The organism is Vibrio sp. 10N.261.54.A5 (genome assembly GCF_041471145.1).
In the GTDB taxonomy this organism is placed as follows: domain Bacteria; phylum Pseudomonadota; class Gammaproteobacteria; order Enterobacterales; family Vibrionaceae; genus Vibrio; species Vibrio crassostreae_C.
On record NZ_JBFRNU010000057.1, the window covers coordinates 1 to 13,623 of the forward strand.

The 13,623-nt window shown below is 45.0% G+C and carries 12 protein-coding genes; 6 read left to right on the plus strand and 6 right to left on the minus strand.

The genetic code is table 11. The features are described 5' to 3' along the window. Together AB4329_RS17470 and AB4329_RS17475 are read right to left on the minus strand one after the other, a co-directional pair. Positions 1 to 209 (minus strand): urea transporter (locus AB4329_RS17470; protein ID WP_372138902.1); only part of this gene is annotated, 209 nt, incomplete at its 3' end. Positions 210 to 291: 82 nt separating this feature from the next. Beyond that, a complete protein-coding gene (locus AB4329_RS17475; protein ID WP_102394154.1) occupies positions 292 to 951 on the minus strand; it encodes a pyridoxamine 5'-phosphate oxidase family protein in 660 nt (219 codons plus the stop codon). 90 nt (positions 952 to 1,041) lie between these two features. On the opposite strand from AB4329_RS17475, the gene AB4329_RS17480 reads away from it, so the two are divergent. After that, the gene (locus AB4329_RS17480; protein ID WP_372138904.1) at positions 1,042 to 2,499 is read left to right on the plus strand and encodes a PLP-dependent aminotransferase family protein; all 1,458 of its coding nucleotides are present in this window, start codon (positions 1,042 to 1,044) and stop codon (positions 2,497 to 2,499) included. 46 nt (positions 2,500 to 2,545) lie between these two features. Here the strand turns inward: AB4329_RS17480 and yjeH are convergent, their stop codons facing one another. After that, entirely contained in the window at positions 2,546 to 3,814 is a 1,269-nt protein-coding gene (gene yjeH, locus AB4329_RS17485; protein WP_372138906.1) for an L-methionine/branched-chain amino acid transporter, read from the minus strand. A gap of 254 nt (positions 3,815 to 4,068) precedes the next feature. Here yjeH and AB4329_RS17490 point away from each other — a divergent pair, with 254 nt between their 5' ends. The 3 genes from AB4329_RS17490 (at position 4,069) to AB4329_RS17500 (ending at position 6,186) form a co-directional block, all read left to right on the plus strand. Next, entirely contained in the window at positions 4,069 to 4,530 is a 462-nt protein-coding gene (locus AB4329_RS17490) for an Lrp/AsnC family transcriptional regulator (protein ID WP_372138908.1), read from the plus strand. Next, complete coding sequence (locus AB4329_RS17495; protein WP_017070979.1) at positions 4,524 to 5,444, plus strand: LysR family transcriptional regulator; 921 nt, start codon at positions 4,524 to 4,526, stop codon at positions 5,442 to 5,444. The genes AB4329_RS17490 and AB4329_RS17495 overlap by 7 nt, the downstream gene beginning before the upstream one ends. A 127-nt stretch (positions 5,445 to 5,571) precedes the next feature. Continuing rightward, complete coding sequence (locus AB4329_RS17500; RefSeq protein ID WP_017061779.1) at positions 5,572 to 6,186, plus strand: LysE family translocator; 615 nt, start codon at positions 5,572 to 5,574, stop codon at positions 6,184 to 6,186. Positions 6,187 to 6,579: 393 nt separating this feature from the next. Here the strand turns inward: AB4329_RS17500 and AB4329_RS17505 are convergent, their stop codons facing one another. Continuing rightward, a complete protein-coding gene (locus AB4329_RS17505) occupies positions 6,580 to 7,743 on the minus strand; it encodes an alpha/beta hydrolase (protein ID WP_372138909.1) in 1,164 nt (387 codons plus the stop codon). A 53-nt stretch (positions 7,744 to 7,796) separates the two neighbouring features. Continuing rightward, complete coding sequence (locus tag AB4329_RS17510) at positions 7,797 to 8,027, minus strand: hypothetical protein (RefSeq protein ID WP_017061777.1); 231 nt, start codon at positions 8,025 to 8,027, stop codon at positions 7,797 to 7,799. Positions 8,028 to 8,300: 273 nt separating this feature from the next. Between AB4329_RS17510 and hcp the strand changes: the two genes are divergently transcribed. Beyond that, positions 8,301 to 9,962 (plus strand): hydroxylamine reductase, encoded by a 1,662-nt coding sequence (gene hcp / locus AB4329_RS17515; RefSeq protein WP_017068651.1) that lies wholly within the window; start codon positions 8,301 to 8,303, stop codon positions 9,960 to 9,962. 101 nt (positions 9,963 to 10,063) lie between these two features. Next, the gene (locus tag AB4329_RS17520) at positions 10,064 to 11,119 is read left to right on the plus strand and encodes a 2Fe-2S iron-sulfur cluster-binding protein (protein ID WP_371720947.1); all 1,056 of its coding nucleotides are present in this window, start codon (positions 10,064 to 10,066) and stop codon (positions 11,117 to 11,119) included. A gap of 239 nt (positions 11,120 to 11,358) precedes the next feature. On the opposite strand, the gene AB4329_RS17525 is transcribed toward AB4329_RS17520, so the two are convergent. Further along, positions 11,359 to 12,795, minus strand: coding sequence for a glyceraldehyde-3-phosphate dehydrogenase (locus AB4329_RS17525; protein WP_372138910.1), 1,437 nt, complete (start codon positions 12,793 to 12,795; stop codon positions 11,359 to 11,361). Between the last annotated feature and the right edge of the window lie 828 nt (positions 12,796 to 13,623).

Here is a 13,623-nt window from a genome sequence, read left to right on the forward strand (position 1 = left end):
TTGGTGTTGGTGTTGGTGTACATATAACCATAGAAGGCCAATGCAAAGCTGCAACTGGCGCCAAGCAAAGTAAGAAAAGCCAGTGCAAGTGACTCAATAGAAATGGCAAGCAACAGCAAAGTCGACGTCATAACAGACGGTGTGAAATAGACTTGCCCAATGCCATTGAGCAAGCCTTGAAATGGCAAAATATCCTTGTTCGTTTTCATCGTCTGATTACATTATTGAGTCATGTTAAATTTTTGTAAGTCAGATTGTATACAATTTTATCAAGTTCACCATCTTCGAGTGTTAATTCTGATACCAGCGTTCACCATAAGCTTGTTGGTAATCTGGTGTTTCAATGATGCCTTCTTGTTCTGGAACGGTTTCTAATGGCCCAACAACCGTTCGATAAGGTAATACGCCAGCCCATACTGGAATGTCCATATCGGCTTTATCATCATTCACTCCATGTTTACCAATCTTCACGGAAGCTTCTGTTAAAGGTATAGCTAACAACTCGGTCGCGGTGAGTTCTTTTTCATTACTGAGCCTGACTTCATCGGTTCTGCCCGGCGCGATTTGCTCAATAAAGATATTCAACAAGCGATCCTTTTCTTGATTGTCATCGATGACTGAAAATGACCCCAATACCACAGCAGAACGATAATGCGCACTATGATGAAATGCCGAACGAGCCAACACCCAACCATCGAATAAGGTGAACGTTAAACAGGTTGGTTCTCCCTTTTTTAGCCCTTTTAGTAGGCGACTGTTTTTAGCCCCATGAATGTAGACCATATCATCCACTCGCCACGCGAGCATCGGGATAACCATTGGGCCTTGTTCGCCTTGCAATGCAATGTGTGCGATTAAGCTCTCATCAATAATTTGGTGCAGTTTCTCTTGTTCAAATACGGCTTTGTGAGCCCCTTTTTTAATCGTGGTTCTTTTCGTGTTAGATAACATAATCGCTCCTTAATCATTGCCTTTTGATTAATGTAGCGATTAACTGGTCTATTAAATAGAGCCACTTTTAAACACTATTTGGATCCAGTTATGCAGCCTATCGATGTCGGTGACCTACAGTTAGACGAACAACACGACACGCGTCAAACCGCCTTGTTCCACGCGATAAGAGAGAAAATCGTTCAAGATTTATGGAGCAAGGGCAGTAAGTTACCTTCAACACGTAAGTTGGCCGTCGAGTTATCAGTGAGTCGAAATACGGTGATTTACGCGTACGAACAACTGGTCACGGAAGGCTATATCGAGAGTAAGCAAGGCTCAGGGTTTTATGTCTCGGTTGAACAACCAGAACACTTTCTAAGTTTGTCTAAGCCAAACAGTATTCAGGATCCGAAGGTCAAACAAACAGTCAGTAAACCGAGTGCAAACATAGCGACACCGAACGACATTAACCGTAGCTTTGCCCCCGGAGTTCCTGACTTAGATGCGTTCCCTTTTGCGAAATGGCAGAGGTTGCTGCAACGTCACTCTACACGTCAGAACATTGCGGGCAATCAAGAGGTTCAGGGAAGCTCAGCCTTGAGGGGAGCGTTGAGTGGGTATCTTGCAAGCAGTCGCTCGGTTCACTGTAGTGCTGACAGAATCATCATAACCGCAGGTGCTCAGCAAGCTATCTCAATCGGTTTGATGGCGACGTTAGCGATGGGCGACAAAATCCTTGTGGAAGAGCCCGGCTATCGACAAGTGCATAAAATTATCGATCTGTTGAGGTTAGAGTTAGATGGCGTAAGTGTCCGTGAAAAGGTCGGTATTGATATTGAAAAAGTGCTCTCCAGTAATGCTAAGGCTCTGTATGTCACTCCAAGCAATCAATACCCAATGGGCACAACACTTAATACCGAGCAACGCCTCAAGCTAATCGATTGGGCCAACAAAAATCAGTCTTGGATTATTGAAGATGACTACGACAGTGAGTTTCAGTTTGCACATCGCCCTTACACCAGTATGCAAGGCTTAGCGGGTAAACTCGGGTTTGATGACCGAATCATTTATGTTGGTTCGCTGAGCAAAGTCATGTTCAACGGACTTCGTTTAGGCTACTTAGTGGTGCCAGAAAGTCTGGTGGTGAAGTGTCTTGAGATTAAAGATGCGCTCACTGGAGACACGGCGTCTCATACACAAGAAGCTTTGGCGGATTTTGTTCGAGAAGGCGACTTGCTGCGTCATATTAGAAAGATGCGTCGGTCATACAAACTCAAGTATGAAGCGATGATAGAAGCGATTGAAAGCGAGTTTAACGGTGATCTTGAAGTGATCAGTCAGGCGGCAGGACTACATGTAACGGTGAAGTGGTACAACGGAATATCTGAACATGAGTGGAGCCGTAGAGCAGAGCTTGAAAATATCATCATTCGTCCTTTTGACTTTTATGAATATGGATCAAGTGATGTTCGTGATTGGAGTGGTGCGGTTTTGGGGTTTGGAAATATCCGTTTGGCTGACATAAAGCCGAAGATCAAACAGATCGCTCGGCTTTTTTATCAGTAATATTGGTAGGGCTTGCTTACAGTTTGTCGATTCATCATTAATCGAGTTATAACTTGTCGACAGAAACGGTTTTACCTTTACCTAGCCACTTACGCCAAGGGAGTGACAATGTCACAAAAATAGTGACAGCATAGAGCATCGACCAGCTTAAACAAATAAACACCAAGGTACAGATGACCAGTGAGAGCATGGCGGTGTATCTAGATGCGCCAGTCAGTAATCGGCAAGCGGCTAACATCGCGAGCAGATAAACCAGAACAAAAATACCGTTGGCGAGCTTGAGAAAGAACTCGAGGTCCAAGTTAGACAACTCACCAATCACACACGAGACAAGCGCGATAAAGCCAATTGCTAATGTTGGGTAAAGTGGTACGCCGCGGCTGTTCAATTGAGCCATTCTACTTGTCGGAGTGTGTTGTCGAGCTTGAGCCCAGATCATTCGTGATAGGCTTTGTGTGTAAAGGTTTAGGCTAGCAAAACAAGCAAAGAAACCAAGTACACTGATGATCGTTTTGAAGCCATTGCCAAACAGTTGTTCTGTTACCCACGGGATGGATGCGGCATCAAATTCAGGTGAGCCGTAAGCCCCCAGTTTAAGAATCACCACGGAACAAGCCCAGTACACTAACCCCGCAATAAAACAGCCTGCAATGATGGCGATTGGGAAGTCACGTTGTGGATTTTTGAACTCCTCTCCCATGTGAGCAAAAGCTTCTATTCCGACAAAGCACCAAAACATAACAGCCAAAGCTGCGCCGATAGACCACATCGAATCGGACGAGATAGCAGGAAGAGCAACATCGGCTATCGTGATATCGGCTTTCCAAACAAAAGTGCTAACTAAGGCGAAAATCGACAACGCGATTACGGTTTGTAGGCGGCCAGAAGATTTACTGCCCATCAAGTTGACGGCAATCAGCAGGGCTACGGTAAAGGACTGAGCACCAAGCGGTGTGTCGAGTGGAGAAGGAAATAGTTGTTGAGCAAAGCCGCCAGCCAGTGCAATGGCCGCTGGAATACCGACAGGAATAACACTCACAAACAACCACGCCACGCTTGTTTCTAATCGCTCGCTAAACGCCTGGCGCACAAAATAGGCAGTACCACCTGCATTCGGGTAGCGTTTTCCTAATGATGCGAAGGTCAGTGCAATCGGGCAAATAGCGATAAACAGGATTAACCAAGCGAGAAGAGACAACTGTCCTGCAATGCCTGCTGCGATCGCAGGGATCATAAATAATCCAGTGCCTAGCAAGGTCGTCGAGAGTTGTCCGATTCCTGAAATAAGCGTGATTTCTTGTTTGAGTTGTGTCATTCGCTCTCCTAGCTATTTGATTCTGGTCACGGTCTTCCAGTAACTTTCTTCTGGTGTGTGAGAAGTTATGATTGAGAGCATACATTGTTGACATCAATAATACAGCTAGCGAAACGTCGTAAGACACCGTCATTTTAACGGTATTAATCCGATTCAGTGTGAAAGTGTCGGCTGTCAGAATGGCTGTTATAAGTAGGAAAGTTGTGTCAAATTAGGCGTTATAAATAGAACAATAAATGAAAAGAATCAGAAGCATGGATAAATTTGATCGCCAGATTTTGGATATTCTCAAAACCAATGCACGATGCTCAGTGAGCGATATCGCCCGAGATGTCAGCCTCTCGCGCTCAGCGGTGAACGCCAGAATCAAGAAACTGGAAAGCGACAAAGTGATTACGGGCTACTGCGCTCAAGTGGCAGAACCCAACCAAACGAAGAATGTGTGCGCTTATATTTTGCTGAAATTCGACATGTCGAGTAGTGACCATAGTTGTGAGTCTTACGCGAAACAAATCCAGAGTATTGATGAGGTGCAATGGTGCCACTCTATTAGCGGTGAGACAGATATGATGTTGTACGTGGAAGTGGAAAGCATGGAGAGCTTGAACCTAGTTCGCGATCAGCTGCAAAGTTACCCGGATCTTCGCCACTTAATGACTCATACGGTTTTGACCGAGTTTTTCAACAAACAGAATGCGACGGTGCATTCATGTTAGGCAATATCAACTTAAACCTACTGCGTTCACTGCATGTACTTCTTGAAGAGTGTCATGTGAGCCGTGCCGCCCAACGTTTGCATATCACACAATCCGCGGTGAGCCGTCAGCTCAGCCAGTTACGAGATTTGTGTGGTGACCCTTTACTGGTCCGTGATGGCAACAAACTGGTGCCGACCAACCGCGCACTTCTGCTTAAAGGCAAACTCGACGACCTGCTTGGCGAGTTTGACCACCTGTTAGATGATAAACCCTTCGAGCCGCAAGACTGGCAAGGTGAATTGGTGTTGTCCTCGAGTGATTATGTCGCTCAGTATATTCTTCCTGTGATTGTGGCAGAGGTGTCTGCTGAAGCGCCGAACATCAATTTGGCTTATCGCCTGTGGCAGCCAAACTACCTTGAAGCACTGAACGAGTCGGGTATTCACTTGGCTTCCAGTATGTTTCCCACAAAGCCTGAACATGTTTCAAGCATCAAACTTGGCGAAGATAAGTCGGTGTGTTTGATGCGCAAGTCGCACCCATTGGCTCAGCAAGCGGTTTTAAGTGCAGAAGATATTGTTCACTACTCTCACATCAAAGTGACGGGTGGTGGAGATAAAGACAGCTACGCGGACATAGCATTGAAGAAGCAAGGGCTGAAGCGAAGAGTAGCTTTGCAGGTCCCGTTCTTTTCATCCGCAGGTACTGTGTTAATGCAAGACGACTACTTGATGATCGTGCCAGAACATATCGCCTATAACCTAGGTCGACACCTCGATACTACCTACTTTTCGTTGCCATTTGATACGGAAATGCATACCTATTGGTTAATGTGGCACCCTAAATATGACAACGACTCTGCCCACAAATGGGCGCGAGAAAAAGCATTCCAAGCCATGCAAAAGTCGAGTTACAATATCAGTATGACTTGAAATCATAGGTGTGATGATAATCTTTGATTTCAAATAATACCTCCTGCGAATTATGGTAAGTGCCAAGTATTGAGTATTAAGCGTAGAGCGTGCAGCTGGAACGCTTTATTTTATTAGGAATGGAATGATGACAGTAACAATTTGGTTTTCTTTATTAGCGATTTGCTTGTTGGGTGCAATGTCTCCGGGCCCAAGCTTGGCGATGATCGCTAAACACAGTTTGGCTGGTGGACGTATGAACGGGCTTATCGCAGCTTGGTCACACGCTGCTGGCATCGGTATTTATGCGTTCGCAACCATTGTTGGTTTAGCTGTTGTGCTTGAGCAATCCCCAATGTTGTTTAAAGGTATTAGTTTAGCGGGTGCTGCTTATCTGCTTTATCTCGGCGTAAACGCGTTGCGTTCGAAAGGTGGTGTTGCCGCGAAATTAGAAGCAGGTGAGAAGATGAGTTACATGCAGTCTGCTCGTGAGGCTTTCTTGATCTCTATCTTGAGCCCAAAGATCGCGTTGTTCTTCATCGCTCTGTTTAGCCAATTTGTTGCGCTAGGTAATGAACTGACCAATCAGGTTATCATTGTCTCAACACCGCTGATTGTCGACGGTCTTTGGTACACCTTTATCACCTTGGTACTGTCTAGCCCGTTGATTGTTGAACGTATTCGCTCGAAAGCTCAGTTGATTGATCGACTATCTGGCGTGGTGTTGATCTTGCTTGCTGTTCGCGTGGTGTGGACGATATAGCAGTGCGTGATAAGAATAAGTAACTAGGGTCTGTTAACTTTTAGTGGTTAAATTTTGTTCGAGATAGAATCGTTTTAGGCGCGGCAAGGAGTATGTAGCCTAGTCATTCTAAGTTAATACTTCTTAACAAAGCATAAAACGATTCTAGCCGAACCCTTCGGGCAGCCTTTGTGGTTCATTTCTACTGCGTTATCGGCTTCTCATATAGGCTAGCTACACTTCAAAGCCTCTGCCTTGTAGAAATTTCCCACAAAGTGCTGCAAAAATCAGCTCTAAAGGTCAACAGACCCTAGACGTTCACCAGAAACGACACTCATTAAAAAAGGCTCACTAGACGTTATCTAGTGAGCCTTTTTGATTTCTCTGGATTAGCTTTTGGAAGACTTGAGCTTATTAGCCTTCAGAGTTCAGTACGGCATCTAGCTTCGCCATCGAGTCTGAGAAGTAGGGGTTGTAGGTCAAACGCGCATGGTTCTTCCCTTCTTCACGATAGCCCCAAGCTGAGTACCAAACCTCACTGGTTGCATTGCATTGTTCTTCAAACCCTTCTGCCTGACCATTGGAGCAAATCTTCTCGCTACCATTGATTCCGTAATAAGGGTTGTTTGGTGAGAACAGTAAGCCCATGTGAGAGCCGTTCGAGATGCGTTGCTCTGGGATCTTCATGCTGTACTGAACAGCGCGAGGATCCTCGAGAGTCGTCTCTCCTTGCCAGATCAACACATTGTTTGGGTTGGGCATCGATTCAGTAAACGCTTGTTGAACGAAACTGGTGTCAATCACGCTGTCGCCTTCACTCATCATAATAAAAACTGGTTTATCGAAGTGTTTATCTTGTAAGTCACCACGTACGACTTCTGATGTCTCGTAGTAAACCGATGCACCATTCATTGGCAACGAGTTGTAACGCAACACATTGTCTTCAGGATCTTGATCCGCCCAAGTGACAAAGTAGCTTGCTAGTCCCGCGTATTGAACGGCAGACGAGCTCGGTTGAAACGCAGGTGAGAACAGCAGTAACCCAGAGATCTTTGGATCGTTCATCGCCTGTGAAGTCACGAGGTTCGCGCCGGTTGAATAGCCGCCTAGCCAAACAGAATCATACTCTTGCTCAAGTAACTTCGTATGATGAGCCACCACACCTTGCCAATCTTCTAGGCTCGGCTGCATTAAATCACCCACGCGACTGCCGTGACCCGGAAGTAATACGGTTCTCACTAAGTAACCTTGCTCTGCCAAATGGGTAGCGATGTCTTTAAATGAGTAAGGTGAGTCGCCTAATCCATGAACCAATAATACCGCCTTGCCGTTTGGCGAGGTTGGTTGATACTCGGTTGGTGAATTGAGTTGGATCTCGAGTTGCTTGTCTTCCGTCATGAACACGCGGTTTTTCAATAACCAATCTTGTGTGTCATTGACGTAGGCATCAAAGCTGTCTTGCTGATAGCTAGGCAAGTCTGGAGATGTTTCGTAAGCGGGTATCGGTGTCTCGTTGGAACAACCAACGAGACTTAAAGTCGTTAAGGCCAGCAATGCTAGGAGGGGCTTTCTTTGCATTATGTAATCTTGTCTCTGTTGTGCTTTCACTATGTCTGAAACTAAAGTTTAGGTTACTTTTTGCTTGAAAGGTCTTCGTATTCACCTTCAATAACACCGGCATCATTGGTTGATGACTGACGAGTGTTCATATGAGCTGCGAAACCTTGTTTCTTCATTTGATTCTGAATGCGCTTGCCAGTAATTAAAGCTGCAATAGCTAAAGGAATAGCAAGGATCAAGCTTGTGAATAACGCCAAAAGGCCAGTAAACAATGCAACAATCGTAACTAATATATTTTTCATATTCATTCCTCTTTTTCTATGTTGTTACTTTATCGCTTCTATTCTGAACGAAACATGAACGCCGTTAATAAATCTCTGAGAGTCACTATGACACGGATGTGTGCTGTTAGGGAGTTTATATGTAGTCATAATCACGCACTAAAAACATGGAATAAAACTAAGTTTAATAAAATCAATATGTTAAAAGTTGGCACGCTTGATGCTCTATAGGGGTTGGAATAAGTCACTGTAAGCAAAGTACTTACAGTTAATAAAAATTACTGGAGCCCTTATATGTTCTGTATTCAATGTGAACAAACAATTCAAACCCCAACCGTAAAAGGCTGTTCTTTCGCACAAGGTATGTGTGGTAAAACTTCGGAAGTATCCGACCTTCAAGACGTGTTGGTGCATTCTCTTCAAGGTGTTTCTTTTTGGGCCAATTTGGGCCGTGCGTGTGATGTTATTGATACTGAAATCGACGAGTGGGCGCCAAAAGCGTTTTTCGCAACACTAACCAACGTTAACTTCGACCCTGCTCGTATCATCGAATTCGCACAACAGTCCCATGAATTCAAGCAGCGTTTAGAGCAACAGGTTCGCGCGGCAGCGACATTGATTGGTTTTGAGATCCCAGCGCTTTCTGCTGCTGCTCAATTCGACCTTCCAACGGACTCTTCAGAGCTATTGGCGCTTGCCCCTCAAGCGGCGGTAAACCGTGGTCACGACTCTCAACACGAAGATGTGATTGGTCTTCGCCTTCTTTGCCTATACGGTCTAAAAGGTGCAGCAGCTTACATGGAGCACGCACGTGTTCTTGGTCAAACTGATAATGCTATTTTCGCTGAATACCATGAAATCATGGCGTTCCTAGGTACAGATCCATCAGACCTAAAACAACTGTTAGATACGTCTATGCAGATCGGCTTAATGAACTACAAGGTCATGGAAATGTTGGATAAAGGCGAGACAGATACCTTCGGTCACCCTCAACCAACAACCGTGAATGTGAAGACGAAGCGAGGTCACTGTATCCTTGTTTCTGGTCACGACCTGCATGATCTAGAAAAGATCCTTCAACAAACGGAAGGCAAGGGCATTAACGTTTACACCAACGGTGAGATGCTACCTGCACACGGCTACCCTGAACTAAACAAGTACCCACACCTTGCGGGTAACTACGGCAGCGCTTGGCAGAACCAGCAAAAAGAATTTGCGAACTTCCCAGGTGCGATCGTAATGACATCTAACTGTCTGCTTAACCCAGATGTGGGCTCGTACGCTGACCGCCTATTTACGCGTAGCATCGTAGGCTGGCCGGGTGTTGCTCACCTTGAAGGTGACGATTTCAGTGCAGTGATCGATTGTGCTCTTGCGCAAGAAGGCTTTAAGCATGACGAGATCGAGCAAATGATCACTGTCGGTTTTGGTCGTAACGCCTTGATGGAAGCAGCGCCTGCGGTTGTTGAACAAGTGAAAGAAGGCAACATCAAACACTTCTTCCTAGTGGGTGGTTGTGACGGCGACAAATCTGAACGTAGCTACTACACAGATTTCACAGCTCAAGCGCCAGAAGATTCAGTAATCCTGACATTGGCATGTGGTAAATTCCGTTTCAACAAAAACCAATTCGGCGACATTAACGGTATTCCACGTCTGCTCGATGTTGGCCAATGTAACGATGCATACTCAGCGATTCAGCTTGCTCTTGCGCTGTCTCAAGAGTTTGATTGTGGCATCAACGAACTACCACTAACACTTGTTCTTTCTTGGTTCGAGCAAAAAGCGATCGTTATCCTGCTTACTCTGTTCGCACTGGGTGTGAAAGGTATCTACACAGGCCCAACAGCGCCTGCATTCCTAACTGAAAACCTACTAAAGATTATTCAAGACGAATTCGATATGCGTTCTATCTCAACGCCAGAGCAAGATCTTAAAACAATCTTAGCGGCTTAATCTAAGCCCACTCCCAAGCCCCGTTGTTGCTGTTCTCTAGGAACGTGCAGCGGCGGGGCTTTTTAGATTTAATTCTTTAGTATCAGTGAGGTGTGTGAACTATGTATGCATGGTCGGATAGCGATTCAATCAATTTAGTGTGTTTAAAGAAATGGCACGAGACGCCAGATACGGTCAGCTTTGAGCTTGGCAGTATTCCACAAGATTTACATTTCAATTTTAAGCCCGGTCAGTTCATCACCTTGGGTTTAGATATGCCGACGAAAACGGATTACCGTGCTTATTCCGTGGCTTCTTGCCCCGAAGATAACCGCCTGAAGTTGACGGTCAAGCGTGTGGAAGGTGGCTTGGTTTCGAACTTTATTGTTGATGAGCTTGATGAAGGTGACGAGGTTTCTGTGTTGAAGCCGGCAGGTTCGTTTAACTGTATTGATTGCATGCCAACGGCAACAAAGAAAGTAACGCTAGTGAGTGCGGGCTGTGGCATTACACCCGTAATGGCGATGGTAAAATATTGGCTGTCTCAAGACAGTGACATTGAGATTGATTTCGTCCACATGGCACGCAACAAGCTTGAGACTATCTACTTTCAAGAACTTCATCAGCTCGATGAATCACATGCGAATTTCAACTTAAAACTGCTGTTAAAAGACAACGAAGGAACAACCGCCCCTCAAGGTCGTTTAGATAAAAACTGGTTGGTGAAACTGAGCCCAGATATCTTAGATAGAACGGTTTACCTGTGTGGGCCTGTCGGCTTCATGCAAGATATTGAGAGTTATCTGAAAGAGCTTGAGTTCAACATGGATAACTTCTATCAAGAGAGCTTTACTCCTGCTACTCAGGATGCTCAATCAGAAGCGTCAAACGCCGAAATTGCTGACGATACGAATAGTGCTGTTAAGGTATTTGTGCCTGCGTTCGGCGCTGAAGTTGAAGCGGAAACTGGCACACCATTGGCGGATTCATTAGAAAAAGCAGGCGTTCCAATTATTATCGCTTGTCGTAGTGGGATTTGTGGTTCGTGTAAATGCAAAGTGACCAAAGGATCTGTGGAATCAAGCAGCCAAGAAACATTGACGCCAGAGCAGATTGAACAGGGCTACGTGCTTGCATGTTCAAGCTCGATTCAGTCAGATGTTGAGGTTGAGTTATAACAGACGTAAAGCTGTGCAAGAGTGATGAAGACAAGATCTTATTATAGCGATAAAAGTTAGGGCGCTAGATGTAAAAAGGCCACCTAGATCAGTTAGAGAGAGCAGATCTAAGTGGCAACCCTCTTGTTTATACGGGGGAGTAAAACAAAAGGGGTTGCGAAGTCCATACAGACTTCGCAGATATAGTTATTATGTTGTGGAGCTTGTTGCGATGGACGTATCTACAAGAGCGAAGTTAATTAAACTTCTGGGTATGTCTTGTAGCGTACACCCATCATCTGTTCCATACAGTGAACAACTTGGCAGCTGTAGCCAAACTCGTTATCGTACCAAATGTACAGCACGGCACGGTTGTCTTGTGCGATAGTCGCCACACCGTCAACCACACCTGGGTGACGAGAGCCAACCAAGTCGGTAGATACAATCTCAGTCGAGTCTGTGTAATCAATTTGTGCAGACAAAGCAGAAGACAGCGCCATTTTACGCAGGTACTCGTTCAACTCTTCTTTGTTTGTGCCTTTCTCAAGGTTTAGGTTCGCAACTGCCATTGAAACGTTTGGCGTAGGAACGCGAATCGCATTACCTGTTAGCTTACCTTCCATTTCCGGCATCGCTTTTGATACTGCTTTAGCAGCGCCAGTCGATGTCAGTACCATGTTCAATGATGCAGCACGACCACGACGATCACCCGAGTGGAAGTTATCGATTAGGTTTTGATCATTGGTAAATGAGTGCACCGTTTCGATGTGACCAGACAGCACGCCAAACTTGTCGTGAACCGCTTTCAATACTGGCGTGATTGCGTTAGTAGTACAGCTTGCTGCAGAGATGATGGTGTCTTCTGGCTGAATAACATTTTCATTCACACCAAATACCACGTTCTTGATGTCGCCTTTACCAGGTGCAGTCAGTAGCACTTTCTTCGCACCGTTACACGCAACGTGTTGGCTCAGGCCTTCCGCGTCACGCCATACGCCTGTGTTATCAACCACAAGTGCATTTTCAACACCGTAAGCCGTGTAATCCACTTCTTCTGGTTTGTTTGCGTAGATAACTTGGATGAAGTTACCGTTAACGATGATCGCTTTGCGTTCTTGGTCTACAACAATGCTGCCGTTGAATTGGCCGTGTACAGAGTCACGACGAAGCAGGCTTGCACGTTTTTCTAGGTCGCCATCTTTGCCGCCGCGTACAACGATTGCACGTAAACGCAGTGGGTACCCCGGGCCACTTTTCTCGATCAACAGACGAGTTAGCAGTCGGCCAATACGACCAAAACCGTACAATACAACGTCACGAGGTTCTGTCATTGCATCGCCTTGAAGCGATTCTACAAGTGCAGTTTGTAGGAAATCATCCAACCCGTGAGTGTCTTCGCGATCTTGCCAGAATGCATGGGCAAGGCGACCAACATCAATACGACATGGAGACAAGTCCATAGAGAGAAGGTGTTGAATGATTGGTTGAGTCTGTTCTGCTGTAAGAGGAGAACCAGTGTAACGTTTTGCGATACGGTGAGCTTTGATGATGTCGATAGTTGTCGCGTTAACCAGGGTCTTACCAAAGAGGATAACTTCTACGCCTTTTTGACGGTATAACTGACCTAAAGTTGGAGCGATGGATTCAGCAATAGTTTGACTAGTTTGCCAGTCTAGGAGGTGCTTTTCGGGACTCATCTTTACTCGGGACCTTTCACGTTAAGTTTCTGCATTCATGGCGGTTGTAGGGAAGCCAATCAGCATAGGGGATTTGAGGCATCAGGCTGTGGTCTATATTGCCACTTAAATGTGCTTGATATGCCTTGTGTGCAACTTGTAATTTTTATGTGGCAGGATTGTAAGGTACGACGGGTTATTCTGCTAGGAAAAATAAATGCAGACAAATTATCTGTAAGTTGGCTTTATATTAGCCATAAATCAAGTTTTTAGTGTCGATAAAGACTATTGACTTTAACAATCTGTAGCACTTATTTTTCGCCAAAAAATACTCAAATCAAAATATTATATGTAATAAAAGTCATAGTGTTCATTAAAGGTGTGATCGTTAGCTCAAGTTACACGTAAACAGTAAACGATAAATAAGGGAATTAACGAGTATTGATGTTTGACCTTTGAATAAGCCTAGCTTGAGTGTGAAAAGTGCATCACGCAAACGATTGGATGTCACAATTTTAACCTAACTATCCACTTTGTTAGCACGCAGAGTCATTATTCACAGTCTAGTTGAGCCGCAGAATGTGGATGTGTACTTGTTATGCCGGTGATAATAACTGGATAAAACGTCTTTTGTTTACATTTTGCTCACTAAAACCTCGCTTGCTTACATCTCATTTGTAGAAACCTCCTCGAGTAGACCTCTCTCACGTAACGTTCACTTGTCTAAAATCGGCTTGTCTCAATCTCACTTAGTAAAGCAGACTCCTCCGCTTTAAAGCCCTGTTTTGGATGCCTGTTGATTCTAATTTTTCGTTCTGGGCTCAGAGTATCATTTGTTCATATCCAATT

Excerpts from the sequence above, each read along its gene's own strand:
- yjeH (WP_372138906.1), bottom strand. The coding sequence starts at position 3,814 with ATGACACAACTCAAACAAGAAATCACGCTTATTTCAGGAATCGGACAA.
- AB4329_RS17490 (WP_372138908.1), top strand. The coding sequence starts at position 4,069 with ATGGATAAATTTGATCGCCAGATTTTGGATATTCTCAAAACCAATGCA.
- AB4329_RS17525 (WP_372138910.1), bottom strand. The coding sequence starts at position 12,795 with ATGAGTCCCGAAAAGCACCTCCTAGACTGGCAAACTAGTCAAACTATT.
- AB4329_RS17495 (WP_017070979.1), top strand. The coding sequence starts at position 4,524 with ATGTTAGGCAATATCAACTTAAACCTACTGCGTTCACTGCATGTACTT.
- AB4329_RS17505 (WP_372138909.1), bottom strand. The coding sequence starts at position 7,743 with ATGCAAAGAAAGCCCCTCCTAGCATTGCTGGCCTTAACGACTTTAAGT.
- AB4329_RS17475 (WP_102394154.1), bottom strand. The coding sequence starts at position 951 with ATGTTATCTAACACGAAAAGAACCACGATTAAAAAAGGGGCTCACAAA.
- AB4329_RS17520 (WP_371720947.1), top strand. The coding sequence starts at position 10,064 with ATGTATGCATGGTCGGATAGCGATTCAATCAATTTAGTGTGTTTAAAG.
- AB4329_RS17480 (WP_372138904.1), top strand. The coding sequence starts at position 1,042 with ATGCAGCCTATCGATGTCGGTGACCTACAGTTAGACGAACAACACGAC.
- AB4329_RS17500 (WP_017061779.1), top strand. The coding sequence starts at position 5,572 with ATGACAGTAACAATTTGGTTTTCTTTATTAGCGATTTGCTTGTTGGGT.
- AB4329_RS17510 (WP_017061777.1), bottom strand. The coding sequence starts at position 8,027 with ATGAAAAATATATTAGTTACGATTGTTGCATTGTTTACTGGCCTTTTG.
- hcp (WP_017068651.1), top strand. The coding sequence starts at position 8,301 with ATGTTCTGTATTCAATGTGAACAAACAATTCAAACCCCAACCGTAAAA.